Consider the following 26,957-nt stretch of genomic DNA (forward strand, 5'->3'; position numbering starts at 1 on the left):
AGGATCCAAACCCACCCACCAGGAGCCAACCCCACGCAAAAACCGTAGACTTATCCACACCCGACTGCGACGCAGTCGGCCTTAGACCCCGGGTCAAAATTGAATCGGCACGGTGGGTCAAAATTCCATCGGCACGAACACCCAAAGTTCTGCGGCGTGGTTTTGGCCGCGTTCGCGCAGCCATTGGGCGGGCCACGCATCGCCAAGGGTCTCGCGCAGTTGCCGGATGCGCGCGATGTCGTTTTTGCCGCTGGCCCCGACGAAGGCCAGTTCGGGGCTGGTCAGGCCAAGATCGAACAGACGGCACCCGTCTGGGTGCATGACGTAGTACTGTCGCTTCGGAGTGGCAAAGGCCAGAATCTGGATTTGCCGGGCGTTGAGCCCCACGCCCTCATACAGGGGGCGGATGTTCTCGGTCTCGGCCTCGGGGTTGGGCAGAAAAATTTTGGTCGGACAGGACTCGAAGATCACATCGGCGATGCCCGAGCGCACCAGATCGGTCAGGGACTGCGTGGCGAACACCACGGCGACGTTGGCCTTGCGCAGCACTTTGAGCCACTCGCGGATCTTGGCCTTGAAAGCGGGATGGCTGAGCATGATCCAGGCTTCATCGAGGATCAAAAGAGTGGGCTGCCCATTGAAACGCTGCTCGATACGGTGAAACAGATAGGTCAGCACCGGCAGCACGAGCTTGTCGCCCTTGTTCATCAGGTGCTCCATCTCGAAGACCTGGAACACGTCCTGCCCCAGGCTGTCGGTTTCGGCATCGAGCAGGTGGCCGGCCATGCCGCGCAGGGTGTAGGCCTGCAGGGCTTCGCGCAGGCTCTGATCCTGCAGCAGCACCAGGAAGTTGGTCAGGGTGCGCTGCGCCATCTTCTCGGTCGAGGCACCGAGCTGGGTGATCGCGCGGAACAGCTCCTGGCGATGGTGAGGCAACATCTTGACGCCCTGCAGCTCGCAGAGTTGCTCCAGCCATTCGGCAGCCCACACACGCTCAGCAGGCTCATCGACCCGGCCCAGTGGACAAAAGGCCAGATCACCCTGCTCGCCCGCGATGTCGTAGTGCTCGCCCCCGGCTGCCCAGCACAGCGGCAGCATCGAATAGCCCTTGTCGAAGGCAAAGACCTGTGCGCCTGGATAACGAAATTGCTGCGCCGCCACGAGGGCCAGCAGCGTGCTCTTTCCAGCGCCGGTCGGACCGAGGATGGCAGAGTGGCCCAGATCAGCAGCGTGAAGACAGAGGGTGAAGGGCGTGCCCCCGTCGGTCTTGGCCTGCAGCAGCGGCGGGCTGTTTGGCGGGTAGAACGGACACGGGTTGTGCTCCGGCCCGGCCCAGACGGCGGTCAGCGGCAACAGGTGGGCCAGATTGAGCGTATGAATGATGGGACGGCGCACATTGGCGGCGGTGTTGCCCGGCAACGTGCCCAGATAGGCCTCGACCGCGTTCACGTCCTCCACGCGGGCGCCGAAGCCGCGGTTCTCGATGAGCTTGACCATCTCGCGCGTGGATTCGTCCAGGACTTCCAGGTCTTCATGCGAGAGCAGCAGGACACTGGTGTAGTAGCCGAACAGCACCATGCCGCTGGACGCTTCGGCCAGCGCCTGCACCGCGTCGTTGGCCATGCGATCGGCGTCGGCGTTGATGTGGGTGGCCTGGCCGCCGGCGTTTTCGCGCAGCAGGTTCATCATGCTCTTGCGCTTTTGCGCCCACTTGCTACGGTATTTGTTGAGCGTCTTCTCGGCCTGGCCGGGATCGAGGTAGATGAAGCGGCTGCTCCAGCGGTACGACACCGGCAGCCGCGAGAGCATGTCCAGAATGCCGGGGAAACTCTCAGGCGGCAGACCGGTCAGCGCGATGCAGGACAGGCTGCGACGGTCGATACGGGGGATGAAGCCGGTCGTGAAATCGTGCTGGCCGAGCACAGCGTCCAGGTACATGGGCACTTGCGCCATGCGGAAGGGGCGGCGATCCGGCAACAGGCTCACGCACTGTTCCAGATGGGCCAGCAACGGGCTGGTGAGGACGCCGGTGCGAGGGTCGAAGTTGTCTTTGAGACGGTGGATCTCCAGCAGGGTCGAGAGGCGGGATTCCAGTTCCCGGATCTGTTCATTGAAGCGTTCAAGGTTGCGGCTGGCCGTGGCTTTGACCCGGCCCTCGACAAACAGATCGGCCGTTTTGCTCGCGGCGTCGGGCATGGGGAACCAGGTGACGGTGAGGATGAACCGGCTGCGGTAGCCCACGAAGCTGCGCTCGTGGCTGTTGCGGCGGACGTCGTCGATCAGTCGTGTGGTGCGGTCGGGGAAAGCGCCGGGCGGGACGTAGCCCGGTGCGGGCGCGCGCACCGCATCGCAGTGCAGCACCCAGCCGTCACCCAGCTTCAAGGCCGCGTTGACGCGGGCAGCCATCGCGCCGAGTTCTTCCCGCGTGGAAGAGTCCAGATCAGGGCCGTGGTACTCCCAGGCGGCCATCAGGCCCCCGCCCTTGGTCAGCACGACGCCGTTGTCCACCAGCGCTGCCCAGGGCAGCAGGTCCGTCAAGCCGTAGGCGGCAGAGCGGAACTCCCCCAGCGCCATCATGACCGCACCTCGCGATCCTTGGCGAAGGGGCTGGCCTGTGCCGGGTAGTAGCGGCGATATTTGAGCAAGCGTCCGCCGGTTTTTGACAGGATGGGGTCGTAGGCGGCCGCGCGGGACAGCGCCCACTGGCCGACCATCCACAGCGTGATGCCGATGACAGCGGCCCAGAGCTTGGCCAGCGAGAAGATAAAAATCCCGGCGATGATGGCCAGCAGCAGAACCAGCTGGCGTTCACCGCCCATCATCAGGATGGGGCGATTGAGCGAGTCATGGATCGGGGATTTGGTGTCGTTCATTGCGGAACTCCGGTCACGCGGTCAGTGAATTCAGTGAGGTCGGCCGTGTGGCGCAGCGCCGCCACGATCTGCGGCAACTCCCAGCCCTGCTCAACCAGGGCCTGCACCACGGCGATCAGGACTTCGGGCAGTTGGGGGCGGGGAGTTGCCTCCCCGCCTTGCCCGGCCTGTGAGAGGGCGGGGTGCATCTTCAGAACACCAGGGCGCCGGTCAGTCCGAGCACCTGGAGGAACTTGTTGCCCAGGACGATGAAGGCCACGCCGAGTACGACGTACAAGGCTTTCTTGGCAATGCCCCCGAGTTCTTCGCCGAACACCAGGGCGGCACCCGCAGCCAAAAAGGCAATGACGCTGATGGCTGTGGCCACCGGGCCGGTCAGGTCGTTCTGCAGGGTGCTGACCGCGCTGTCCCACGGCAAGCCGCCCGCGCCGGTGGCGAAGGCGTCGGCCATGGTGGCGGCGAATACGGCAGAGGCGAGCACGAGGCGCCGCACGACCGCAGCGCGCAGACGGTGGTGGATGGAAAGCGTTTTGAGATGTTTCATGAGGATGCCTTTCAGAATGGGGAACGGGACACCTGACGTTGGCGCCCTGCCCGGACTCTGCGGGGTGGGGACAACTGCATCAGCGGGTGATGCGGCGAATGTCATTTCGGGTGATCGGCCCCCAGTAGCGGCTGTCGAAACTCTGGGCGGCCATCGCTGGACGGGCGCCGCTGCCATACATCCAGAACTGATCGGGGCCGAGGGTGAACACGCCGTGCTGGTGAGGCAGATGCACCTCTGGAAAGCTCGGTGAGCCGGGAAGCTGGCCGCTGTGAGGGAGGGTCTTGCCGTTAATGGTCACGGCCTGAGGAGTGACGGTGATGCGGTCGCCGGGCAGACCGACGATCTGCTTGAACATCGGCATGCCGCCGCCCGGGCAGTCGCCTTTCATATAGAAAGGGAAGGCCTGCGGCGTCACCGAGGCCGGGGGACAGAACTCGGCGCGTTCGCCGCGGACGATGCGGGAATTTGCCGTGACGGGGAGCAGGCGATACAGGCCGAGCGGCTCGCTCTCGGTCCAGTTAACCCGCCAGCCGAGCCACCCCAGGAGGTTGATGGCCAGGGCGGTCGTTGCCAGCGCCGCGACGGGGATGAGGAGGCGATGCCAGTGCGGCGCGCGGCGGCGAGCGATCGCCTGTTCGATGGCGTAGGGAATGCTCATGCCAGTCTCCCCGTTGATGCCGCCGCGCCGAGCTTGATGCGCTCGGCCAGCGCTGCGTCTTGGTAATACTTGATTTTCTGGCAGTAAACGGGGGCGTGACCTGCGACGAAGACCAGCTCGTCGTCGGGCGGCAGGCGCATGCACTCGTCGGGGGTCAACAGCGGGCGCTGCACGATCTGCTCATTGGTGTTGACGTTCTGCAGCACCACCGCAAGCCGGTTGCCGCTGTATTGCCGCTGGGTGTGGCTGACGGTGGCCTGACCGGCCATCTTGCTCAGCAGCTCAGCCGTCTCGATCTTGTTCGGGGCATAGGCCACGCGGATGTGGCAGTTGCTGATGATGGATTCATCCTTGCCATAGGCGGCAAAGAGCTGGCTCAAGTCCTGCACGATCAACAGGGCCTTGAGTCCGTAGCCGGCGATGAAGGCAAGCGCCTCCTGGAAGATGTCGAGCTTGCCCAGACTGGGGAATTCGTCGAGCAGCAGCAGGAGACGATGGGGGTAACGACTCTTGCTCGCCCCGCCGGCATCGAAGTCCATGCCCTCAGTCAGTCGCCGCACGACCTGATTGATGACCAGGCGCAGCAGGGGCTTGAGGCGATCCTTGTCGCTGGGCGGCACCACCAGATACAGCGCCGTCTTCCTGGGTTCCGGCTTGCCGTCCACATCAGCGCCGCCCATGATGCTTTCCAGGGTGAAATCGGAGACGCGGGTGTTGTCGGCGACGATGGGGTCGCGGTAGAGGGAGAGAAAGGACAGCGCGGTGGACAGCACGCCCGAGGCTTCGTTCGGCGCCTTGTTCAGGAAGGACTGGCTGGCCTGCGCCACAGCGGCCCAGCCGGTACGTGCATGGGGATCGTCGGTCTGTGCGCCTTTCTCCAGGGCGACATCGCGGATGTAGGTCATCACGGCCTGCGAGCCTTCCATCGGCTCGGCGTCCTCACCTTGATTGCGCTCGGCCGCTTCACGGGCGATGTCGCGGATCGGGCCGCCGTCCGAGAGGATGGCCTGCACGGTATGCAGGCAACGCAGGCGAGCGTCTGGGCTATTGCCGTCCCAGTAGAGCAAGACAAACAGCACCACCCCGGTCATGAGGTCGAAGCCGGTCTTGGCCCAGTGGTCGTTCAGGCCCTTGCCGTCAGGATCGACGATCATGGTGGCGATGTTCTGCACATCCTTGATCAGGTTGCCGTCCATGCGGATTTCCTGCAAGGGGTTGAAGCGGGCGGAGTCGGGAGAGGTCGGGTCGAACTTGATGGCACGCTGCCCCAGCACTTTCTCGCGAAAGCCGCTGGTCAGCGCCCAGTTCTCGCCCTTGATGTCGTGCACCAGGACGGATTGATCCCAGTTCAGCAAGGTGGGGATGACGATGCCCACGCCCTTGCCGGAGCGCGTCGGCGCGAACACCATCATGTGTTCCGGCCCCTTGTGACGCAGATAGCGCACCTGCGGGCCGTCGTTCCAGGCGCCGAACAGCACCCCGCCCTTGTTTTTGTCGTCTGGCAGGATGGCTGTGGCGGCGACTTCCGGGGCTGTAGCCCAGTGCGCCGAGCCGTGCAGATCGTTGCGTTCGGCGTCGGCCTTGCGTGAGCGGCGGTAGGCGATGCCTACGGGCAGCACCAGGGAGAGGAAGCCGCCGACGCCCATGATGAGGTGGGCGCGTTCCAGGATGTCCAGCACGGCCTGGCCGTATTCGATGCGGTTGTATTTGAAGGTCCAGATCAGGATGTCGTAGGGGGCGTAGAGCCACGGCGGGATCATGGGCGCACCCAGTGCCGGGGTGAAACCGAAGGCCCAGGCGGCGTATTCGGTGGCCGCCCAGGTGGACAGCAGCACGATCATGATGAACAGGCCCAGACCCGTCCAGACGAAGCGGGTGATGTCTCTCTGCGCCTTGGGGATGTGGTAGATGGCTTCGGATGCGGTGCTCATGGTCGTGCTGCCTGGAAAGGTTTGGGGGCGGCCCGTGACGTGGGCCAGTCGGCGTGCGCCCCGGCAAGGATCGCCAACAGGGGGGAAGGAATCCGGTCGCGCGCTGCGGCGGTTTTGCGCCACCGGCCGCTGGGCGTGCTGGGTTCAGCGTTCCATCGCCGCGGCCTTGCGGTTCGACTGGCGCAGACGGGGACGGGCTGGGCGCTCGGGTTTGTCAGCCTCGGGCGGTTCGGAGGATTTCTCGGCGGATCGATCGGACGCGTTGGACTTGTCCTTGCCTGCTCCCTGCTCAGCCTGCTTCATCACCTGATACTCGGCTGCCTTGCGGTCCTCCTTGTCGAGAACCTTGCGGTTTTGTTCGGCGAGGATGTCGGCAGCCAGTTTGTCGGCGCCTACGGCGTCGGCGAAGCAGTGGAACGCCAGAGCATCGGCAAGCGCTTTGGGCGACACATCACCCGCCATCTCGCTGTCCAGGATGCGGCGCGCTTCTGGCTCCTTGCCGCCATTCGCAACAAAGTTCTGGACGGCTTTTTCGTAGGCGCTGGGTTCCGTCATCTCCCGGTACTCGGCTGCCTTTCGGTCTTCCTTGGCGAGCATCTGACGATGCTCTTCGATTGCCGGCGCGAACTTCTCTTTCAGATCGGGGTATTCGTCAAGTACCTGCTGAGGCGGCATGCTCTTTGGTTCCATGCCCGGCGGATGAACCGCATCAGGCATGTTGTCGTACAGCGCGTTGTTGACCCGGTTTTTGTGCATCATGCGCAGCGCATCGTTCGCGGTCGGGCCCTCGGCGTAGCCCATCAGTTCGCCGCGCTGCGCGCTGCCGTTGAACACGGCCCATTCCCGCCCATGGTTAGGGCCGAGTTTCTGCGCCGTGGCAACGGTGGCGAACTCGGCAAAGGTCAGTTCGTGAGGCTGCTTGGACAGCAATTCGTTTTCACGCAGAAGTGCCTCCTGCATCCTGTCGTGCGCCGGGGGCTCGGGTTGAACCTCTGGTTCACCCTTGCCGCGAATGGCCGTCACGCCCAGACTTTTTCCATGCTCAGCCATCAGAAGCTGTTTGGCCGCGTGGTCGAGTTCAGCGACGCGCTCCGTGGGCGACAAGCCGTCCATGACGGGGACGGGAATGTCGTCCCATCCCTGTGCAATCACAAACCCGCTGGACTGGGTGTTGACGTTCAGGATTTTCTCGACGGTTCCCTTGCCGTGCGTGAACTCGCCGCCTTTGTTTGGTTCCTTGTCCAGCAGGAAGGTCTTTTCATAGGAACCGCCCTGCGTGCGCTTCCACCCGCTGGCCTCCAGGGCATCATGCAGGGTTGGCGGTTTACCCGTGGGTTTGCCTGCATCTGGATTCAGCCCGCCGTCTACGCTCGGGCCGATGTCTTCGACGGTCTTGAGCTTGCCTTGCGCCGATTCTGGCTGCTGCGCAGGCTCTGCAGCCATCTCCGCTGCCCTTGCAGAAGCCTGTCGCTCCTGCGTGATCTGCAGGGACTGCTCTTTGGCGAGCACATAATCCACCGCCTTGCCCGCTTCCGCTGCGGCCCGGAAGATTTCGTTCTTGTCGTTCTTGAGCACCTTGGCCCAATCCTGAACGTAGGCGGCGTGACGTTCGGCGTCATGCGGGATGCCGGTCTGGGCGGCGGCGAACAGGCTGAACATCTCGGCGCGTAGCTCTTCCTTGGCGTAGCCCTCGGAGCCGAAGCGGTGACCGCCGGTGATTCCTTCACGATTCAGACGGTGCGCTGCGCCGGTGGCATGGCCGATCTCGTGCAGCAGCGTGCCGTAGTAGCGCGCCGCGCCCTCCTCCTTGCCCAACTCGGAATTGAAGGCGCCGCGTGGAGGCAGAACCACCTGGTCACGCTTGGGCGAATAAAAGGCGTGCTCGGGATGCTCGCCGTAGCTGAGTCCATCGCGCGCCATGGCCTCCTTGAGCGACTCGCCTCGCGTCACCGGGTCGAAGGTCGGGGTAGGTGCCAGGGGCTCCAGTTTCAGCCCCTCGCATTGCGCGACGTTGAACACGGTGTGAACGCGTGATGTCCAGGTGTCGAGTTCGCGCGCCTTGTCCCAGCTCAGATGTTGCGGGCCTTGTTCGGTGCGGCGCTGCACGCGCAGATCGGTGGTCTTGACGTGCAGGGTGGCGTCCTTGTCAGTCGGCATGCCGACCGCCGCCCGGCCGTTCTTCTCGCTGAACACCTTCACCCGCATGCCGTTGAGCGTGACGCTGATGTCCTTGCGGGCATAGAAGGGTTGTTCTTTCCACAGCTCGACGGGCAGACCGTGTTCGCCCTTTTTGATGCGCCCGCCCAGGGCGTTGATCTGCTTGACGGTGCCATAGCGCGGATCGGTGTAACCTCGATCGGCTTGCTCCAGCATCAGCATGAGGCGGTTGCCGCCACGGTATTCCCGGCCGGTTTCCATATTGCGCGGCAGACCTGCCCGCAACGCGGCAAAGGGCTTGTCCCAGGGAATCTGTCCCTGCTCCAAGGTCTGAACGAGTTTGTCGGTGAGTTCCTGGCGCAGGTCGCGCGGCGGTTTGACGGGGTGATCGGGTTTGATGTTCTCAGCCATGATCAGCCTCCGTTTGCGTGTCATCTTCGAAGTCCGCGCCGAGCGCTTCGGCCGTGGCGCGGTCAGGGACGAAGATGGACTCAAACTCGGGGGCGCCGTCCGCAGGGACGACGGCTGGGGTTTCGGGGTTTTGCATGACGGGCTCCTGTGAGATAGGCCGTGGCGCACGACGCGCCACGGAGAGACTCTGTGGAGTGGGGACAGGAGGCTCAGCCGCCCAGGCTCATGTCGCGGCTGGGTTGCCGCGGTCGGGAACGGACAGGCGCGCGCTGCGGCGCTTCGACCTCGCGTTCTTCGGCGCGCTCATGGGCGACGACTTCACGTTCCACGGCTTTTTCCTGCGCCTTTTCTTCGGTGCGCTCTTGCTTTTGTTCCTGCGCTTCGCGTTTTTTCAGCTCTTCGTCGATGTTGCGGGTGCGCAGTTGTTGCTGAAGCTGTTCCCGTTCGGTCTCGATCTTGGCCCACATGCGCTCGGTCACGCGCTCGCCCAGCGGGGTGAGGCGATCCTTGTCGTCGATCAGGCGGGTCTGTTCGTCATGGCCCTGCAGTTGGGTGCGCTGCTCTGGCGTGAGGGGCTGATCGCGCGAGGCGCGTTCGAGGGCGTCGAAGCCGTGGATGTCGAGCTTGCCGAGCAAGGCTTCGGCCTGCATGGCTTGTGCATCGACGGTGTAGGCGCGCCTGTCGCCGCCATGATCTGCGCGGGCCGCTTCGACGCTGCCCTTGCCGACTGCTGGCGCGGTGAGTCTTGTGTCTGCACCGAGTTCTTCGCTCTGCAGGGTTTGCAGGCGGCCGAGCTGCCAGGTCTGTTGCAGTTCGGGGTTCTGCACTTTCAGACCCATGCGACCGGCAATCTCGGCGGTGCGCTCCTGGAATTCGCGGCTGCCGTTGAGTTGCAGCCCTTTGTCCATGTCGTACTTCTGCTCGGCAAGACGCAGGGCGGCCTCGATCTCGCGGTCATCGACGTGGTAGAGATCGACCCGCTCGCCGCGGTCTGTCATCACCCGCTCGCCATCGCGCGCATAGTGAACGCACTTCGGCGGTCCGTCCTCGATGTCGTGGGTCAGGCCATCGAGCACTTCGGGTTCCATCGCGGCGGTGCGCCGGCCCCGGATGCTTTGCTGCGCGGGATCGCGGCGTTTTTCTTGTTCGAGCAGACGGGCGGCGGCGGGGTCGTGTTCGGCGCGAGGTTCCAGAAACTCGCGCAGGGTCGGAACGAGAGGTAGGCTGCTGGCCAGGGTCTTGCGCTCGGCGGCCTGCTGTTTCTGCAGATGCTCGATTTGCTTGGCGGCCTCGAACGTCTGCACATCGGGATCGCCCCCATTCTTGACGGTTTCGGCGCGTTGCTGAGCCAGACCGGAAAACAGGGATTCCCGCGCAGCTTGATGCTGCGCGTTCAGGTCATGCCAGGCCTTGGTGCGAATTTCGCGGGCGGGCTGGGCCGCTTCGCGCCAGGCATTCAACAAGGCGGCTTCTTTCTCTGCGTCGCTGACTTCCGCCACTTTTTGCTCTGGCTTCGGCTCCTTTTCGGACTCGACTTGCTCCAGGGCCGCGTTGAGGTCGGCGAACTCCGCTCGCTTCAGGTTCACAGCTTGCTGGAGAGGGGCGAGTTCATCGGGGGCGGGTTTCTGCTGCGGTTCGATTTCAGCTTGTGGTTCCATCGGTTTCTCCTGCTTGAGATAGGGAGTGGGGGACAAGGGCTGACGCCCCTGCCCGGCGGATGGCGCGAGGCCGGGATGGCTGCGCTGGAAAATCCACGGCGGGACCGCGCGATCCAGGGTGGCGCGGATCGCATCCGGGCCGCTGTCGCGGAGTTGGTCGCGGGCGTCGTAGCCGGGGGGTGTGACGCCGGAGATTTTTTCGGGAAGGGCGATAGCGGTGCGGGCGCTGCCGAGGATGCGGGCGGCTTTGAGGGCATTGATCTGTCCTTTGTGGGCAGCACGCTCGCCGTCGTTGTCGGCGTAGAGAGTCATGCGGCCCTGCATTTCGTCATGCAGGGCGCGGGCGACATCGGGCAGGTTTTGCGCCGAGAGCGCGGCAATGACGGGCAGGCCTGTGGCCTGATGGAGGGCCAGCGCGGTGCCGATGCCTTCGCACATCACGACATGCGGGGCGGTTTTGGCGGTCTCGAAGGCGCGCAGTGGCGCTTCGGCGTCCTGACCGTCGATGGGGATGACGGCGAAGGCGCCCTGTGTCGGCGTACCCGCGACGAAGCGTTTGTCGGCAGACTGGCCCGGTTCGGCCCAGGCGATGCGCTGTGTGCCAACCCAGCCGGGTTCACCGGCGGTGAGCTTGAGCATGGGCACGAGCAATTGCGCACTGTGCTGCCGCAGCCCAGCTGTGGGCAGTGCGGGGTTTTGAAGATAGGGAAAGTTCTGCGGCTCATGGCTGGCCTCCCAGCGCGCCAGGCTGTCGGAAATTGCGGCCTTTTGTCGCTCAGCTTGTTGCCGCAGCCAGGCGACGCGTTCGGCTTCAACCTTTTGTTGTTCTACAGGCGTGCGTTCCCGCGCCAGCTCCGGGCGAAAGGCGATGGGTTTGCCCTCGGCCTTGAAGTTGGTCACCCAGCCGGTGCCGTCCTCGCGCAGCAGATAGGCTGCGTCGTTCCTGCCATTCGGGCGGTCGCCCACGTCGGCGCGGTGAATACGGCCATCTACCTGCAGACGCTGCGGGTCGATGTGCACATCCTGCAGACGGGCGAAGTCGAGAAACTGGGTGAGCTGGGTCGTGTCCATGCCCTGACTCTGCAGGGTGGGGACGGATGGTGCGGCGTTTGATCAGACCCGCCGTATTTCCCGCTTCAACCCGTCGTCGCTTTCAATCGAAAGCCGCCACCGGCGGCGGCGTGTCGATCGGACGAGGCGGCGCGCTGGTGTTCGGGGTCGAACCGACTCTTTGGGGGACTGCTGATCGGCCTTAGCGCTCGGTCGGGCCGAGCGAAAGAAAGGCCGCTGTCGGCCATCTAATGCCGTTCGATGATTCTGGTGAGCCGCCATCTGACCATGGCAAACGAACTGCGTGCAGCGGCAGGCTTGAATTTCGGCGCTTTCCAATCGGCTCACGGCAAACCCGGCGCATGGCTCAAATCGGCGTCGGCGCTAATTCCCATCTAGGCGCGCAAGGGAAAGGGCCTCTTCCCATGAACACCCGGAACATCTAGCGCGTGACTTGAACGGTCACGTGGGAAAGATCGGAAAAGCGGGCGAGCAGGCGCTGGTAATGAACACAATCCCTTTCGCCGTCATGATTTTGCACGGCGAGGATCGCGCCCAAGTGGCCCGGGCCCAGGCGCCAGAGGTGCAGATCGCGGATGCTGTCACCCTGCGCCTTCACCAGCGTCGCGATGTCATGGCTAAGCCGACGGTCTGGATTCATGTCGAGCAGAATCGCACCCGTGTCGCGGACTAGGCCGAATGACCAATTGGCGATCACCAATGCCCCGACGATGCCCATGACCGGATCCATGAAATTCAAGCCGAAGAATTTGCCTGCGGCCAAGCCCAGGATCGCAAGGACGGAGACTGCCGCATCCGCCGCAACGTGCACAAACGCTGCACGCATGTTGTGGTCTCGGTGGTGCCCGCCATGTGTATGGGGTATGGGTTCTTCGTAATGCAGCGTGGCGCCGAACGACTCGAAGCGCGCCCCGAGCTTCACGTGCAGGCTGAAATCGTGTGGCTCGGGAATCTCCTCGACTGACTCCCAGCAGTCACCTACGTCACGCAAGGCAAAGCGCTGCTCTTCCCCGCCGGTGCGCACCGTGGTTAGCATGACATCAGCCGCCCAAAGGGGCTGCGCACTCCCTGGCTCTTGGAGAGAGCGCACCCGGAAGCGCGGAGGAACCCCATCCTCGAAGATGCTCAACTGCAGGCGTCCGGCCGGGGTGTCAATAACCTTCGGCTCGTCGTCATGTGCATGACCGGAGTGGTCGTGCGCATGGCCATTGCCGTGGTGGTGACCATGGTCGCCGCCACTGAGCATCCAGGCGCTGACAATGTTTACTATCAGTCCGAGGAAGGCGATCGCGATAGCCTCGTTGAAACCAATGCGCACAGGATGGAGCAGGCGGTCGACGGCCTCATAGCCAATTAGCAGCGCGATCATCGCCAGGATAATCGCGCTGGAAAAACCCGCGAGGTCGCCGACCTTGCCCGTGCCAAAGCTGAAACGCGTGTCGCGCGCATGCCGTCGCGCATAGGTGTAGGCCACGGCCGCAATGAGCATCGCTGCTGCGTGGGTGCTCATGTGCAGGCCGTCGGCGATCAGGGCGAGGGAGCCGAAGTGCAAGCCACCGACGATCTCAATCACCATCACGACGCTGCACAGGGCGATCACCCACCAGGTTTTGTGTGCGTTTCGGTCGTGGCCCTCGCCCAGGAAAACATGCTCGTGGTCTGGTACGGCAAGTTGTGGAATGGCGTTCATTTGAAATAGCTCCTGAACACGTCAGCAAGCTCCTCGGCCGCGTCGGCAGCCATCGGATTCTTGCCCTTCAACGGCTCGACAAGATGGCTCTGGATATGTTCCTGGACAACCTCGCCGAGCAGTCCATTGAGAGCGCCGCGGCAACCGGCGACGACATGCAGCACTTGCTCGCACCCGGCTTCCGACTCAAGTGCGCGCTCGATGGCGTCGACCTGCCCCCGGATACGACGCACCCGGTTCAGCAGCTTGGCTTTCTGGCGGATGGTATGGCTCATATCCCTATGATAGCCTACCCCCCTATCCGATAATGTTTAACGCATGCATCCTTTCCTCACATCAACCGTTCTGGTCGCCCTAGCTGAGATCGGTGACAAGACACAACTCTTGTCCCTGCTGCTGGCGGCCCGCTATCGCGCGCCCATTCCCATCATCCTGGGTATTTTGATCGCGACCCTGGCGAACCATGGGATCGCCGCCGGTGTGGGTGACATGCTCGCCCACACCTTGAAACCGTCGGTTCTGAACTGGGCCGTCGTCCTGTCCTTCGTCGTCATGGGGCTGTGGATACTGGTCCCTGACAAACTGGATGAGGAGAACCTGTCCAAACGCAGCGCGCGCGGCATCTTCCTGACGGCCGCGCTGTCATTTTTCCTCGCCGAGATGGGCGACAAGACCCAGGTGGCGACCGTCGCGCTGGCTGCGCGCTTCAGCGAATGGATTCCAGTGGTGGCTGGTACGACGCTGGGCATGCTGCTGGCGAACGTGCCGGCAGTGCTGTTCGGACACCGATTTGCGGATCGGCTGCCGAGCCGTTGGATCCATGCCGTCGCGGCCGTCATGTTCATCGTTCTAGGTGCACTCGCGTTGCGTACGGCATTACAGGCCCAGTAAGTAGCAGCAAGCTAACTCTCGACTCTACTGGCCGACGATCCGCTTTGACCAAGGTGCGCTTTATCGGTCAGAGCGCTGGACGTTCACTTTACGTAAATACTTGCAGGTGAAACACGAACTGCCCAATAGGCCAGCGTGGATCGACAGCACCTCTACGCTAGAAACGATGGTGGAAATTCGAAGCGTGCACAACACGAATGTCACCTATGTGTGACCTGAGCAGACGTATCGGTGCAATGGTCTGACTGATAGGAGGCTCTGGCCGATTTGCGGACACCCACGGGATCAAGTCCGGCGCATGGCCGGTGTCGGCCCGATACGGTCAATCTGTTGCTTGTTCCTCGAAATTCGAGATGTCGATGTTCTGTGCCCTGACGAGCGCCAGCTCCGATTTGTACCTCGACGAATTCATTGTTTGTGGTGCAAACGCACCTTCTCGACAAGCCAGGCCGTGAGTTTCTTACTGGCTGCCTTTCGCACTTCTTCATCTTGTGCTTCACGGAAGATGGCGTGATAGGACTCAGCCTCTGCTGCCTCAGCGCCGAAGCGGCTCAGATAGGCATTGAGGGGGCACGGTTCTGATCGATGCATTTGGTTCGGAGAGGCTCCGTGGGCGTCCATCCAGTGGTAAGCCAATGCGCCCAATGGCGTGGAAAACTGCAATGGTGCGGGATCCGAGCTGTTCGTTCTCCTGTGCATGGCGTGTTGTACCGCCCAGTCCTGCAACTGCTCACTCGGCATGGGGCGTGCGATGCCGTAGCCTTGACCGAATTTGGCGCCCAGCACCGTCACGGCCTCGATGATCCCGTCATTTTCGACGCCCTCGACCACAACTTCCTTCTCAAAATCTCGCCCGATCTGCACCACGGTGCGCACCAAAGTCAGTGCTTTCACCGGGTCGCGCTCGATGTCGAGAATGATGCCCTGATCGACCTTGATGACATCAAATGGAAGGCTGGCCAGCCGTTTCAGGCTGCTGAAACCAGAGCCAAGGTCATCAATGGCGAACTGAACGCCCAACTGCCCCAGCCTGGATATCGCTTCGTCACGCAAAATCTCATCGACCTCTTGCGATTCCAGCAGTTCCAAGACGAGATGATGCGGCGCGATGGCGTGCTCACGCAAAGATTGCTGGATCCATTGCATACAGTCCGGGTGCAAAAGCGTGGAAGGGGGCAGGTTGATGGACAGATCGATGTCCATATCTTGGGCCCGCCAATGCGCCAGCCGCTCCAAACTCTGGGACAGCCCCATGCGAAACAGCGCGTCCAAGTCGGCATCGCGCAGCGCAGGCAGAAACTGCCCCGGAGCGATGACCTTTCCCTCAGGCGAAACCAGCCGAGCCAGCGCCTCGACCTTGCTCAAACGACCGTCGATCAGATCAACCACGGGTTGCACAAACATCCTCAAACCATCCGCGTAAAGCCATTGGCGGTACTGAGCGGCTTCACGTTGCCCGACAACAGGCGACCGTTTGCGCAGCAGATCGTCAACCAGATTCCAGCGGTTTTGTAGTGCGGCAAGAAAGGTGTGGCCCTGCTGCGTATCGAACTGGTTTGGATAGGCGCCGTAAAGGACCAGTACCGAGTCGGTCTGTCCAGCGCGCATCAGCGGAATCGCCGCCATACTGCGAATATTCAAACGCGCTGCATACTCAACCCAGGGCGCCAAGCCCAAGCTGCTTTCGTAGTTTCTGGCCGTCAGAATCGATTCGTTACGCCATGCTTGCGCGGCCAATCCCATACCCGTTTGACTGTTCGCGTCCAACGATGGTTGCAACCTTGGCGTAGAGAGGACGTCGACGATTGAATTGGCAGCATCTCCTGCACTGCCCTGCGCCTGAAACTTCCCCATCGCATCTGGACGCAACAGGGTGCATCCACGCAAACCTGGTAGGGCCCCCAGGGCTTGAAGCTTGCCTTCTATCACGTCAAACCATGCCTGACCCGGGCGGGGCAACGGGCGGGCCAGATAAGCGTTGTAGGCGTTCTGTACGACCAGCATGGCATCGAGCTGGCTCTGCAGGTCGATTTGGACGCGGGCATCAAAGATCCGCTGCAATCGGCCGCGCTCCCGCGCACCTCTGTCGCTGGCGTCCAAGTGCCAATGCAGCAGGTCGCGATAGAGCTGCATCGAGACACTCAACCAAGACGATGCAACGCCAACCAATGCATGGACAGTGCCAAGATGACTTCCGCGCTCCTGAATCTGCGCAGCCGTCGTCGCTGAGTCCAGCAGGAAACGCAAGTGTGCCGCCTGCCGGGACTTCAGCCGCGCCAACTCTTGGTCGTTCAACGCGGAAAGAATGGCCGCCGTCTCGGCGCGTTGCGCGAGTTCGACATAGAAAGTCTCCACAAAATCTCGCTCGACCAACTCCAGCAGATCGTGGATCGGGTCAAGCAGCATCTGCGCATCGGAGCCAAAGGGGTCAAACGGCGGCTCCGGCGCATCATCCAAATGCTCCAGACTCACAAGCCCCCACCACTGAGTGCGCGAGGATTTGCGAGCTTTGATGCGATACATCGCAGCGTCCGCCAGGCGCAGGAGCGAGTCGGCGTTGCCACTGTCTTTTGGCGCCAGGGCCACCCCCATACTCATACCGACACTGGCAGAGCGTTCCTCCCCAAGGTCGAATGGCGTCTCGACGGTTTGATGGAGTCGCCCAAAAATGACGCTCAACTGCATCATGGCGTCTTCGGGATCAATATCTTCGATGACGAGCACAAACTCGTCGCCGCCCAGCCGGGCAATCAAGTCCGAACCCCGCGTGCACGCCAGAAGGCGCTCGCCGAGTTGTTTGAGCAGAACATCCCCCATCTCATGGCCATAGCGGTCGTTTACGGCCTTGAAGTCATCCAAATCGATCAGGCCGACCGCAACGGCGCAGCCCAATCGCGACGCGCGGTCGATCGCGCGATCCAGATGTTGTTCCAGCGCTCGCCGGTTGGGCAAGCCGGTTAGCGGATCTGCGCGACTGAGTTGTTCCAGTTGCCGCACCAGGTGCTGGCGTTCTGTGACATCAACCACCGTCCACACCACATGGGTTGAATCCCCAGGGTCCGATTCAAGTCGCCGACCGGAGATTGCAATGCAAGCCTGCTGACCATCGAGCCGCAAAATATCGAACGCATCCAGTGTGACTTGTCCCTCCTTGAGTGCCACCCTTGTCGCCTGAACCATGCGGTCGTCCAGCAAAGAGGGAGCGACATCCCCCACTTTGCGCCCCAATAGCTCTCGAACACTGGGGGCGCCGAAAATGCGGGCGACGGCCTCGTTCGCCTCGGCAATGATGGCCCCCGGATAACGAACCATCACCACACCCGCGACCGTATTGCCCAGCAGACTGGCGTGTTGCCGTTGCAGTCTGATCTGGCTGTGGCGCTGGTCAAGTCGATCGAGACCGTTAGACAGATCGTCGGCCAAATCCAGCAAGATCCGCTGCAGATCGGGAGTGACTGCCGCGGAATCCACGAAGTAAAGGTGCAACACCGCCCATACGGTTTTGCTGCGGCGCAAGGGCAGCGCGGCTCCGGCATTCAGGCCGAAGCGTTGCAGGCGTTCACGCCAAGGGCTCAGAGAAGCCGCGTGCTGTGCGTCACTCGTGAAAATCGCCCGATCTTCGCGCCAGGCCACACCCGCACTCCCCTGCCCCTCCGGCACCGAGGCATCGGAACTTAGGGTGAGATCTTTAACGTAATCGACTGCCGCACCGGCCTTGGCCAAAAAAACGAAGCGGCCCTGTGAATCGGGGCGACCAATCCAGGCCAGTGCAATGCCAGCATCGCGTACCGCGAGACGACAGGCTCTTTCCAGCAGATCGGACACATCACTGGCCTGTGCGATTGCTTGATTGATGTGCGCCAATAAGGCGTTGAACCTCGCAAAGCGAGCATTCTTCTCCAAAAGACGCTCTCTGCTGCGCAACAGGCGGCTGATGGCAAACGCCGCAAGAACGAAAAGGCCGAGAACAATGAAGCGCCCAAACAAACGTAACGCCAGCCCCTGGCGATAGAGCTGCCAGACCTTTGCTCTGGGCCAGGCCACCCTCACAAAAAGGGGCAACCCGTTGATGGGCTCCACGACACTGTGATCGCTCCAGTAGGCTGACTGCGGTACAGGCCCTGCCGTCGGACTTTTCATCAGACGACCATCGCGCTGATCCAGCACGCTCATCGTCCAGCCCTGGGGGGACAACCCAGCGAGCAGGGCATCGATGCGATAGGGCGTGCCAATGAAATACAAGGCCTGGCCGTGCGCATCTCGCATGCGATAGCGCATCGACATCACGTCGGCGTGAAAGCGCTTGGCATAGTGGTCTTGTCCCAGAAACTCATCGGGCCGGCCAGGCAGTGCCGTGAAATCCTCCGGGCGAAAGATCGGCTTGGTGGATTGCGCGTAACTCGACCAGGCGATACGTTCGCCATCGGAGGTCAGAACATTGATCGCGAGGATCTCAGGGTGATTTGCAACATAGCGTCGAAGCAGAGCCTGCGCCCGGGAGTTCAGTACTTCTGGCGCTTGTTCGCCCACAATGGCCTTGGCGACAAAGGCCAATTGTTGAAATTGCTGCATCAGCCGCAGTTGGATCACCTGTCCCTCGGCCAAAGCGGCATGCCGGGCTTGCTCGCTCACCACCTCACGCGCTTCCTCGAAATCCAGCCGCTCCTGGTTGATAAACCAGATCACCGTGAAAGCGACGGGCAGCCAGAGCAGCACGCGAACCGCGGTTTTGCGCAAGGACGCCTTCATAGGGGGTTGCTGCGCGTGATGCCTGCGCTGAATGAATGCAGGCCAGTTCGTCGGCCGGAAATGAGAATGCGCTGCATGGATGAAATGAAGGAATGCCCTGCAGGGGCTATCGAGTTGAATTTACGGGAGGCGCGCCGCAGTTTGTAAAGTCGATCACACAATCCTACACAGGCCCTGATCTTGAAGATGTCGCACTCTTGTGATGAATTTCCGGTTCGGCGCAGACTTTGGGGCGATGCTCCTTGATCCGGCAACCACCGCCATTTCATCTTGGAAGCGCCCGCATGACCAATTCGGCCTGAGCAACCAGGCTGCTAAAGCCCTCAAAACCCGCGGGAGTCAGGGGACGGCCAGAAGGTTTTCGGTCGGCATAAAAAAAGCCAACCGCTTTCTGGTCAATGGAGAACGTCCCTGTGAAACAGTCCAGGGTTTCACTGGCACGGGTCAAAAAATCCGGACCTGGCGTGTTGACGTCATGCCAGATGACCATCTGGGGTTTCAGCCAGGATTCCATCTCAGCCCCCCATTCCCATTGGAAGCGCTGCCGCAGGCTGTCTGTTGCGGGTCCAGTGGCCACCCTGGCTTGAAGTCGGGTCCGATCTGGAGACAAGAGGCAAAACACGCAGCGATCGAGACCGACCGCGCGGTACAACCCTTCCAAACAGGTTTCCAGCAATATGGGAAGGTCCTTTCGCGACGTGGCGACATGGCCCATTTCGGTGAGTACCCGCAACTGTTGGTGGATGACGGGCATGTGGAAATAGCCTTTCTCATCTGGGGCGAGTGTGTCCAGAATCTCCTCGCTGTGCTGTAGCTCTGCAGGAATCACTTGAGCCGCTTGGCGAGCTCCGAGTGCGGTCGCCAACGCGGCGGCTTCCGTCGCATTGGCTTGCAGGAATTCCAGCGTTTCGGCGTCCGGGGTTTTGAGCAGCACAGCGATGTCGCGCGTTGTTTGCCGCGTCGCTGAGATCAACCAGCCCTGAGGAGAAACCAGGCTGAGTTGGCGTGCCAAAGCGACTTCGGGGGAATCCTGAAGCACCGATGCCAGGCTCCAGTTTTGCAAAAGCTCGCGCCCCAATTGCGTCAGGGTGATCCCCAAAACCTTCGATTCGGCTTTGGCTGGTGCCGTGCCTGATTGCAGTTCACGCTCGAGCTGATCGGCCATCTCGTTTCCGAAACACCAGAACGCCATTTCACCAATGCCGCTCAGCAAGGCTTCGACGAACAAACGCTCCACGGCGTCCTTGTTCATCTGCTGGCGTCTGCCCAGGTCGCGTGCCTGCACCGCGGCATGCAGTGATCGGCCCAGCGCCTCTTGAACCCGGTGTCCGTACTGGCTTGCAGCGGAGAGTGTTTCAACCGTCAATGCAGAAATGCAGAGTGAGCGAATCGCATTGACCCCCAGAATGACAACCGCCCGGCTGACCGTGACGACCTTGGCATGGCCGCTATGGCCAAGGTGCGCTGCGTTGGCGGCGCGCAGCACCCGCGAGGTCAATGCCGGATCTCGCAGAATCACTTCGGCCATCTGGTGGCCTGACAAGACATCGCTGTCCGCTGCCGTCAATACTTCTTGCAAGGTCAAACCAAAAGCAGGAAGATCTTTTTCTGCGATGGATCGGATCAGGCGCTGGCTGGGTAAGGTTGGAGCTGCGGGCATGGATGGCTAACTTGAACCGTAATAGGGATGCCCCCCAGGTTGAATGGCAAACCTGAAAGTGCAATCGATGGATTGAGTCCGTTTCAACTGAAGAACTTGCCGAGCGCAATCGAGACCGAGGTGGCCCCTGTCAGACCGATGGACGGGTTCTGGTTGCAGACTTCGTCGTAAGGCTGCATGCTGCAAGATTGTTAGACACTCCAAGGCTCAACAAAAAGGTCCTACGGCTCAGCACTGAGTTGTCCAAGTTATCCATCTGTCTCTTCCATTTCCTGCAAGCGCAGTGATTCGAAACGACGCGTCTCGTCTTTTGAATATCGGCACGTTGGGTGAAAACTTGAGAAGGTCTGTGCTGACGCCTTCATCAGAAGCTACCGGGCGTACATGGCTGATCTCGCTGCTCGGCGCTGACCATTCAATCTGACGCGGCTTTTCCGCTTGCGCCAGCGCAGCCATTTCCTCTGATGAGAAAACACGTCCTGGATCCAGCAAAGTGACAAAGCCCACTTTGTCCAGTTTGGCCATGCCGAGAATGAAGTCTGAATGCACGGCCGCTCCGAATGTTGGAGAGGGTTCGATTTCCGCTGCCTCGAGTTCCAATACCGTGTTGACGGCGTCTACCAGGACACCGATCAATTGCGCGTCTTCCTGCCCCTGAGTTTCCATCGGCAACAACTGGTTATTGACCGTCGGCTTCCAGAGCCCGCGAACCAGCGTTCTCATCCTGACCGGCCGCCCGGGCGGCCAGGATTCCGACGGCCGATTTCTGAGCTCTGCAGTCACGAAGAGTCGGGGGCGTCGCAGCCACCGCTTTATGCTAGCGCGACCTCAATGTCGCGCACCAGCACATCGATAGCCTCGAGCGTGGCTGCCAGCTCACGGTCGATGTTTTGCATCAACCCTAACGCCCGGCGTCGGTCGTCGCCATGCAGTAGCGAAGCAAACTCGCGCACGAGGTCGTGCAGGCGGGCGTGCGGCGCTTCCAGCGCTCGGAAACTGGGCATTTGGCCAAGACTCGTCAAACGATTGGCTTCATACCATTCGCCTAAACCGCAGCTATGGTGCGTGGTCAGACCTTCGGGTTTAATCGTCGGCTGCTGGCGCTCCAAATCGCCCTGTACCCTGAAAACAAAGAGTTGATGCCCGCTTTTTGCGGCACGTAGGCTCGAAACATGCGACACGCGTCTCATCTGCATGACATTAGCGGTGGAATGTTCCAAGAGAACATGTGACGACTCGACCGACTGCATCGAGGCATGGCAGGCCGAGGCAATTCCGCTTGATACATCCCGAATTCCGGCAACAAGTTCGGTGATACTTTGTGTCGCAGCTTGTACTCGCTGTGATAACCCCTTGACTTCATCGGCCACGACCGCAAAACCTCGCCCAGCCTCCCCAGCGCGCGCTGCCTCGATGGCGGCGTTCAAGGCAAGCAGATTGGTCTGCGCAGCGATGGCACGGATATTCTGGGCAAGTGACGAAATGGATTTGACGTTATCAACCAGCGAACCCACGTGGTTTCTGTTGTCAATTTCACTCGTTTCTGTGGTGCGCAAGCCCTGCTCGACGCCCTCGATGATTGCAAAGATCTGATCTGCCGTTTGCCCTAGCACACGACCCGATCCGTTGACGATATTGATAACGTCCCGGGTAACAGTCTCTGCAAATCGGCGCGTGGTTAGATCAACAATCTGCATCAAACGCAGGTGTGGCGCGCTGGGCCAAGGCATGACGTGCACGCGGCAGGCGCGCGAACCGATCGTCAGTTCGGTGCTCACAGCCACGCGCGTCTGCTCTCCCAATGGATCACCTTTTGTTCCGGGAGCATCTGTTTCGGCAAGCCAATCTTGACGATTCCGGGACAGATCGATCCCAGCTAAGGCGGCAAAGTCTGCAGCAGCGGCGTTTTGGTCGCTTATACGCCAGCCCCCGCCTTCAATAGGTTCCAGTAAAAAGGTGGGCAGCACCCAGAGCGACAGATCGGGCGGTACTGATTCATGGATACGAGGCGGGGACAATGCGTTCATCAGGCGTGTTCCTTCTGGGTTAGTCGAGTCTGTATCTCTCTATCTCGCAACGCAACGATCTGGCCTACCGGGGGCATGTCCAAGCCGAGATAGGCGACCAAAATAGCGTGCGCTGCATCGCCTTCGCGGATTCCTGGGCGGAAATGTTTAACGATATAGCCGCGCGCCTGCTGTAATGATTGGCCGGGCTGCATCACCCAGCATCGATCTCCCACTTGCAACGGCGTATCGATGAGCACTGTGATCTGATGATCGGGACCTTGCCCAACGAGCTGAGCACGCAAAGGGCGTTGTCCCTCCTGCCCCAGGGGCAGGAGATCAAGTACCCGCTCTGGCTGCGGCGTGCGGGTGCGTTGATTCGACATGTACCGATTCCAGATTTCATAAGCGCCCATCCCCGCGAGCATGAACATGAAAAAAACCAAGCGATCGGGCTGAGCAGTCCCCAGGTTCACCAGTGCCGGCCCCGGGCAGATGCCACTTAGACCCCAGCCGATGCCAAAGATCATGCTGCCAAGGACCAGGCGTAATGTGATCTGAGAGGCCTTGGGCAGCTCCATCGGGCAATGCAGCAACACCGAGTCTTTGCGCCGCATGGCCAAGCGCATCGGAATCGTGTTAACGACAATTGCACCGAGCATCACAAAGGCCAGACTCGGGTCCCAGGAGCCTGCAATATTCAAGAATCCGATGACCTTCTCCGGATCAACCATGCCCGAAATAAGCAGGCCAAAACTGAAAAGCACACCGCAAACCATGGCAATCAGATTCATCATGGCAGGTACCTCAGATGATGTGATGTGTGATGAAGACTGTGAGCATGGCCGTACCGAAAAACAGCGCAACCGCCGCCAGTGAGCGCCGGGACAGGCGCGGAATACCGCACACCCCATGCCCACTGGTACAGCCAGAACCCAGGCGGGTACCAAAGCCGACGGCCAGGCCACCGAATGTGTAACCAAGCCACGGCATGGGCTGGTCGGCTCCGGCTATAGGGCCGAGTAGGCCGATCCATCCAACTGTGCCCAACAACACCCCCAGCAGAAAGGCCCAACGCCATCTCTGTGTGGGCACACCCTCGATCAGATCGTGCAAGTTGCCGCCGGCAATGCCACTGCAGCCCATGATCTTGCCACCCACGAGCGCCATGATGCCAGCAGCCGCTCCGATCAGCACTCCACCGCCCAGTGCGGGCCAGGGTGCGAACAATGCATGGTCGATTTGAAACATCTTCTCCTCCTGTTTGTGTGTTGGTATGGAGTCAGGCAATCTCTGGCCGCCCCCACAGATAACCTTGTCCCCAGTCGATGCCAAGATCGCGCATCAAATCGCTGGTGACCTGGTTTTCGATGCCTTCTGCAATAGTGCAAATGCCCAGCCGGAAAGCCATGGCTTGGATGGACTCGACCATGGCGCGTGCGCGAACATCATCCACGGCCCGACGAACCAGTTCGCCTTCGATCTTGAGATAGCGCACCGGAAGATCAAGCAGATACAGGAAGGATGAATAGCCGCTACCAAAATCGTCCACAGCAAGCTCAAAACCGAAGTCGAGCAAGGGCTGCAGCAACTGCCGTGTTTTTTTCGGATCGCCCAGCAGCTGGCGTTCGGTGACCTCAATAATCACCGGCTTGCTCTTGCCGTGCATCACATCACCGCAGCCTGCACAACTGCGCTGTGCAGTCTCGAGCAGGGTCTCGATGCAACCCGCACGGCCGAGAAAGTCTGCGGAGCAATTGATGAGATGGCGCTGCAGGGACTGGCCCTGGTGGGCGCGTGCCAGGCAATGTGCCAGAGCCTGGCGTGAGACGGCTTCATCGATACGCCATTCCATCCGCAGACGATGCGCGGCGCCAATGAACTCCCCCGCCGCCATGACCGTACCATCGGCCTTAACCAAGCGAGCCAGCGCCTCCTGCGCAACCACTTCACCGCTACGTAGGTCAATCAACGGCTGGTATGCGGCTCGGATCTGCTGGGTCTCCAGCGCCTCTTGAATCTGCGCCCCCAATGACAACGTTTCGCTGCCGCGACCATCGGCTCCACGTACCTGGTTGCGCCCCATGCGTTTAGCGTCATACAAAAACGAATCCAGCCGAGAGATCAACCGGTCCGGGGTGCAACTCTGGCCAGCCCAGGTGATGATGCCAAAGCTGGCAGTGAACTGGATGCGGCGCCCCTCGTGCTTGACATAGGCCGACTCGATCTCAAAGCGCAGACGTTCGGCAGTAGAAAAGACCTGATCGATGGTCTGATGCGGCAAAATGATGAGGAATTCCTCGCCTCCCCAACGTCCGACCCGATCTGTCTCTCGCACATGACGACGGAGCAGGCGAGCTGTTTCTTGCAACACCCGGTCGCCAGCCGGGTGCCCATAGGAATCGTTGATGAGTTTGAATCGATCCAGATCAAGCAGAATCAGGCCAAACCCATCCATGCTGGCGCGGGCGCGAATAAATTCGTCCTGCAGCGCCAGCTCCGTCGCATGTCGGTTGAGCGCGCCGCTCAGCGGATCTAACATATTTTGCAGTTGCAATCGTGAAATCAGCGTGGTTTGATGCGCAGCGACCTGCCCAAGCTTGGCCAACGCGACAAACGGTTGCATGCCGATGTCTTTGAAGTAACCCCGGGCATTGGAATAAAATACGGCTATGCCTTGCTGGCTTTCCGTACCGAGGTCGAACGGGACAGCCAGCATCTCCTCAAATCCATAGTCCGCAGCGGCACGACGCCAGGGTTTGTATGGACTGCGAGGCGAAATCGACATATAGGTCGTGCGGCGCGTCTGCAGGCACTGGAACACCGGGCAATGTGCGGTGAGCCGGGAACGCGAGAGTTGCAAGGTCTCTCCGAATGCGCGGGCCCGACCCGCCACGAATAGCGGGGTAATACTGTTGGCGTCGGTTGGGCCGATCCATACCCAGGCCAGCGCAATATGACTCGACACATGGACGAAGTCTTGGATGAGGCGTTGCATGACGTGATCACGCTCGCTGGAATCGATCAAGCCGCCGAGCGCTCCAGCCAGCGCCACGAGTAGGAGTTCGCGTTCTGGCGCTGCCGCCTGAATGCCCTGCGTGTGTTCGCATGGGAGAGCCAGTACCTGCCAGGTGAATGCCTCATCAAGCTCGCCGGCAATTGGCACGAGACGGATGGGTTCCGCAAAAAGCGGCTGCAATTGTTTCGTCATGGCTGCTCGACTCTCAGGATCTCCTTGATGTCGCCCCGCGGCCAGAAGCGGCGCGAGGGAGTGACGGATATACCCGGGCATACTTGGTGATTGGGCGCCGCCGCCTTGTCACTTTTCGCACGATACCCCCAATGAACGAACACCATGGTTTGCTGCTGAAGGGATCTTTTTTCATTGAGAATTATCAAAATAACAACCTAATAAGTTATTACGAATTGTATTTTCGTCAAATTTCAATCAATCTATCGCTGCTTCAAGATACAGGGCAAGGGTATTTGTCCCGTGGGGCAATAGATTTCTACAAACCCCGTGAAATTGTTCACGGTGGTGCTTGATTTGACAGATTGGGATTGGCGTGCATCAGCGCCCGCAGTCGATGTCTTGTCGCATGCGACGGTCATGCCCACGTTGCTTCAGGGGCGCTGTTGATCTCAGGACGAGTACCACTTGAGCGCCCCAAGGTCGGCTGTACCGGACACGGTATCTGGTTATGCAATTCTTCAGCAAGCTCAAGCAATATCGCAGCGTTGCCACCATCTACGGCAAGAACGCCCGCAACTTCCTCGGTGTTATTCGCTTCGCTGCTAGTGTGTTGTCTCAGTAACAGGTGGACAATGGCGATGCAATTTTTCAAGGATCAAATCGACCGTTGCGGTTAACTTGAAGGTCTGGCAGGTTGTGTTGTCGGCAGCGACGAAGTGGTCGATGCGCCACACGAGTTACTTGACGCTGGTGAACGAGCCGCGGCAGCCTGCGTGGAGGACATCAACTGGCGCGCCAGCCGCGGCCTCGACCGTCACCTCGTGGCCAACCTGGCCGGCGGCGACTGGCTGCGCCAGGCGCACAACGTGCTCATCACCGGCGCCACCGGGTGCGGCAAGACTTGGCTGGGTTGCGCCCTGGCGCATCAGGCCGCGCGTTCAGGCTTCTCGGTGCTCTACACGCGCTCGGCGCGCCTGTTCGGCGAACTGCAGGTCGCCCACGGCGACGGCAGCTATGCGCGGCGTATGACGCAACTGGCCAAGCTGGATTTGCTGCTCATTGACGACTTCGCCATCGCGCCCATGGGCGCTGCCGAGCGCAACGATCTGCTCGAACTGCTCGACGACCGCGTGGGCAGCCGCTCTACGCTGATCACCAGCCAGCTTCCGGTCAAGGCGTGGCACGCCTACCTCGACGACCCCACCCTGGCCGACGCCATCCTCGACCGCATCGTGCACAGCAGCCACAAGATCGAGCTCAAAGGCCCCTCGCTGCGCGAGAAGGACAAAGACCAATGATCCCCCAGAACCGCCGCCACCGCCGCGCCGAACACGCCTTATCCACCGCGGCGGCCGGTCCGTCGCAAGCGCCGTCCGCCGCCGTGGATAAGGCTGCGCAGCAGCCCCTCACCGACCGCTTCGCGACAACCGTTTCAGACGGATCGTGGACGATTGAGATACAT

At 61.1% G+C, this 26,957-nt stretch carries 20 protein-coding genes and 2 pseudogenes; 3 read left to right on the plus strand and 19 right to left on the minus strand.

The window, feature by feature from the left end; genetic code table 11:
* Positions 1-117: 117 nt before the first annotated feature.
* The 11 genes from THI_RS10685 to THI_RS10730 form a co-directional block, all read right to left on the minus strand.
* Positions 118-2,577 carry a VirB4 family type IV secretion/conjugal transfer ATPase gene (locus THI_RS10685; protein ID WP_013106264.1) on the minus strand — a complete coding sequence of 820 codons (2,460 nt, stop codon included), beginning with the start codon at positions 2,575-2,577 and terminating at the stop codon, positions 118-120.
* Positions 2,574-2,873 (minus strand): conjugal transfer protein TrbD, encoded by a 300-nt coding sequence (gene trbD, locus THI_RS10690; protein ID WP_013106265.1) that lies wholly within the window; start codon positions 2,871-2,873, stop codon positions 2,574-2,576. Before trbD ends, THI_RS10685 begins: the two co-directional genes overlap by 4 nt.
* The gene (locus THI_RS10695) at positions 2,870-3,061 is read right to left on the minus strand and encodes a hypothetical protein (protein ID WP_013106266.1); all 192 of its coding nucleotides are present in this window, start codon (positions 3,059-3,061) and stop codon (positions 2,870-2,872) included. Before THI_RS10695 ends, trbD begins: the two co-directional genes overlap by 4 nt.
* 2 nt (positions 3,062-3,063) lie before the next feature.
* Positions 3,064-3,417: a TrbC/VirB2 family type IV secretion system protein gene (locus THI_RS10700; RefSeq protein WP_013106267.1), complete on the minus strand. Its 354-nt coding sequence runs from the start codon at positions 3,415-3,417 to the stop codon at positions 3,064-3,066.
* Positions 3,418-3,496: 79 nt separating this feature from the next.
* Positions 3,497-4,078, minus strand: coding sequence for a S26 family signal peptidase (locus THI_RS10705; RefSeq protein WP_013106268.1), 582 nt, complete (start codon positions 4,076-4,078; stop codon positions 3,497-3,499).
* Positions 4,075-6,009 (minus strand): type IV secretory system conjugative DNA transfer family protein, encoded by a 1,935-nt coding sequence (locus THI_RS10710; protein ID WP_013106269.1) that lies wholly within the window; start codon positions 6,007-6,009, stop codon positions 4,075-4,077. Before THI_RS10710 ends, THI_RS10705 begins: the two co-directional genes overlap by 4 nt.
* A gap of 144 nt (positions 6,010-6,153) precedes the next feature.
* Positions 6,154-8,577 carry an ArdC family protein gene (locus tag THI_RS10715; protein WP_013106270.1) on the minus strand — a complete coding sequence of 808 codons (2,424 nt, stop codon included), beginning with the start codon at positions 8,575-8,577 and terminating at the stop codon, positions 6,154-6,156.
* Positions 8,570-8,713 (minus strand): hypothetical protein, encoded by a 144-nt coding sequence (locus tag THI_RS18870; RefSeq protein WP_156515511.1) that lies wholly within the window; start codon positions 8,711-8,713, stop codon positions 8,570-8,572. The genes THI_RS10715 and THI_RS18870 overlap by 8 nt, the downstream gene beginning before the upstream one ends.
* Positions 8,714-8,786: 73 nt before the next feature.
* Positions 8,787-11,306: an LPD7 domain-containing protein gene (locus THI_RS10720; protein ID WP_013106271.1), complete on the minus strand. Its 2,520-nt coding sequence runs from the start codon at positions 11,304-11,306 to the stop codon at positions 8,787-8,789.
* 421 nt (positions 11,307-11,727) lie between these two features.
* Positions 11,728-12,996 carry a CDF family Co(II)/Ni(II) efflux transporter DmeF gene (gene dmeF, locus THI_RS10725; protein WP_041608987.1) on the minus strand — a complete coding sequence of 423 codons (1,269 nt, stop codon included), beginning with the start codon at positions 12,994-12,996 and terminating at the stop codon, positions 11,728-11,730.
* Positions 12,993-13,271 (minus strand): metal/formaldehyde-sensitive transcriptional repressor, encoded by a 279-nt coding sequence (locus tag THI_RS10730; protein ID WP_041608988.1) that lies wholly within the window; start codon positions 13,269-13,271, stop codon positions 12,993-12,995. Before THI_RS10730 ends, dmeF begins: the two co-directional genes overlap by 4 nt.
* Before the next feature lie 43 nt (positions 13,272-13,314).
* Here THI_RS10730 and THI_RS10735 point away from each other — a divergent pair, with 43 nt between their 5' ends.
* Positions 13,315-13,887, plus strand: coding sequence for a TMEM165/GDT1 family protein (locus tag THI_RS10735; protein WP_013106274.1), 573 nt, complete (start codon positions 13,315-13,317; stop codon positions 13,885-13,887).
* Between the two features lie 408 nt (positions 13,888-14,295).
* Here THI_RS10735 and THI_RS10740 read toward each other — a convergent pair whose 3' ends face one another.
* The 8 genes and pseudogenes from THI_RS10740 to THI_RS10770 all read right to left on the minus strand — a co-directional run bounded on the left by THI_RS10740 (position 14,296) and on the right by THI_RS10770 (position 25,513).
* Complete coding sequence (locus tag THI_RS10740) at positions 14,296-18,636, minus strand: EAL domain-containing protein (protein ID WP_013106275.1); 4,341 nt, start codon at positions 18,634-18,636, stop codon at positions 14,296-14,298.
* 265 nt (positions 18,637-18,901) lie between these two features.
* Positions 18,902-20,296, minus strand: coding sequence for an HDOD domain-containing protein (locus THI_RS10745; RefSeq protein WP_013106276.1), 1,395 nt, complete (start codon positions 20,294-20,296; stop codon positions 18,902-18,904).
* A gap of 228 nt (positions 20,297-20,524) precedes the next feature.
* Positions 20,525-21,019, minus strand: a complete 495-nt coding sequence (locus THI_RS18115) for a chemotaxis protein CheW (RefSeq protein WP_050985944.1) — start codon at positions 21,017-21,019, stop codon at positions 20,525-20,527.
* Between the two features lie 89 nt (positions 21,020-21,108).
* Positions 21,109-21,546 (minus strand): CZB domain-containing protein, encoded by a 438-nt coding sequence (locus tag THI_RS19620; protein WP_407830080.1) that lies wholly within the window; start codon positions 21,544-21,546, stop codon positions 21,109-21,111.
* Positions 21,547-21,552: 6 nt separating this feature from the next.
* Positions 21,553-21,759 (minus strand): annotated as a pseudogene (locus tag THI_RS19625) (methyl-accepting chemotaxis protein); the annotation flags it as partial.
* A gap of 563 nt (positions 21,760-22,322) precedes the next feature.
* The gene (locus tag THI_RS19510) at positions 22,323-23,099 is read right to left on the minus strand and encodes a YeeE/YedE family protein (RefSeq protein ID WP_013106278.1); all 777 of its coding nucleotides are present in this window, start codon (positions 23,097-23,099) and stop codon (positions 22,323-22,325) included.
* Positions 23,100-23,109: 10 nt separating this feature from the next.
* Positions 23,110-23,553: a YeeE/YedE family protein gene (locus THI_RS10765; protein ID WP_013106279.1), complete on the minus strand. Its 444-nt coding sequence runs from the start codon at positions 23,551-23,553 to the stop codon at positions 23,110-23,112.
* 31 nt (positions 23,554-23,584) lie between these two features.
* The gene (locus THI_RS10770) at positions 23,585-25,513 is read right to left on the minus strand and encodes a putative bifunctional diguanylate cyclase/phosphodiesterase (protein ID WP_013106280.1); all 1,929 of its coding nucleotides are present in this window, start codon (positions 25,511-25,513) and stop codon (positions 23,585-23,587) included.
* Positions 25,514-25,644: 131 nt separating this feature from the next.
* Between THI_RS10770 and THI_RS18880 the strand changes: the two genes are divergently transcribed.
* Both THI_RS18880 and istB read left to right on the plus strand, forming a co-directional pair.
* A complete protein-coding gene (locus THI_RS18880; protein WP_013106281.1) occupies positions 25,645-25,848 on the plus strand; it encodes a hypothetical protein in 204 nt (67 codons plus the stop codon).
* A 402-nt stretch (positions 25,849-26,250) separates the two neighbouring features.
* Positions 26,251-26,793: pseudogene (gene istB, locus THI_RS10780) on the plus strand (IS21-like element helper ATPase IstB); the annotation flags it as partial.
* Positions 26,794-26,957 lie beyond the last annotated feature (164 nt).

It is taken from the genome of Thiomonas arsenitoxydans, assembly GCF_000253115.1.
In the GTDB taxonomy this organism is placed as follows: domain Bacteria; phylum Pseudomonadota; class Gammaproteobacteria; order Burkholderiales; family Burkholderiaceae_C; genus Thiomonas; species Thiomonas arsenitoxydans.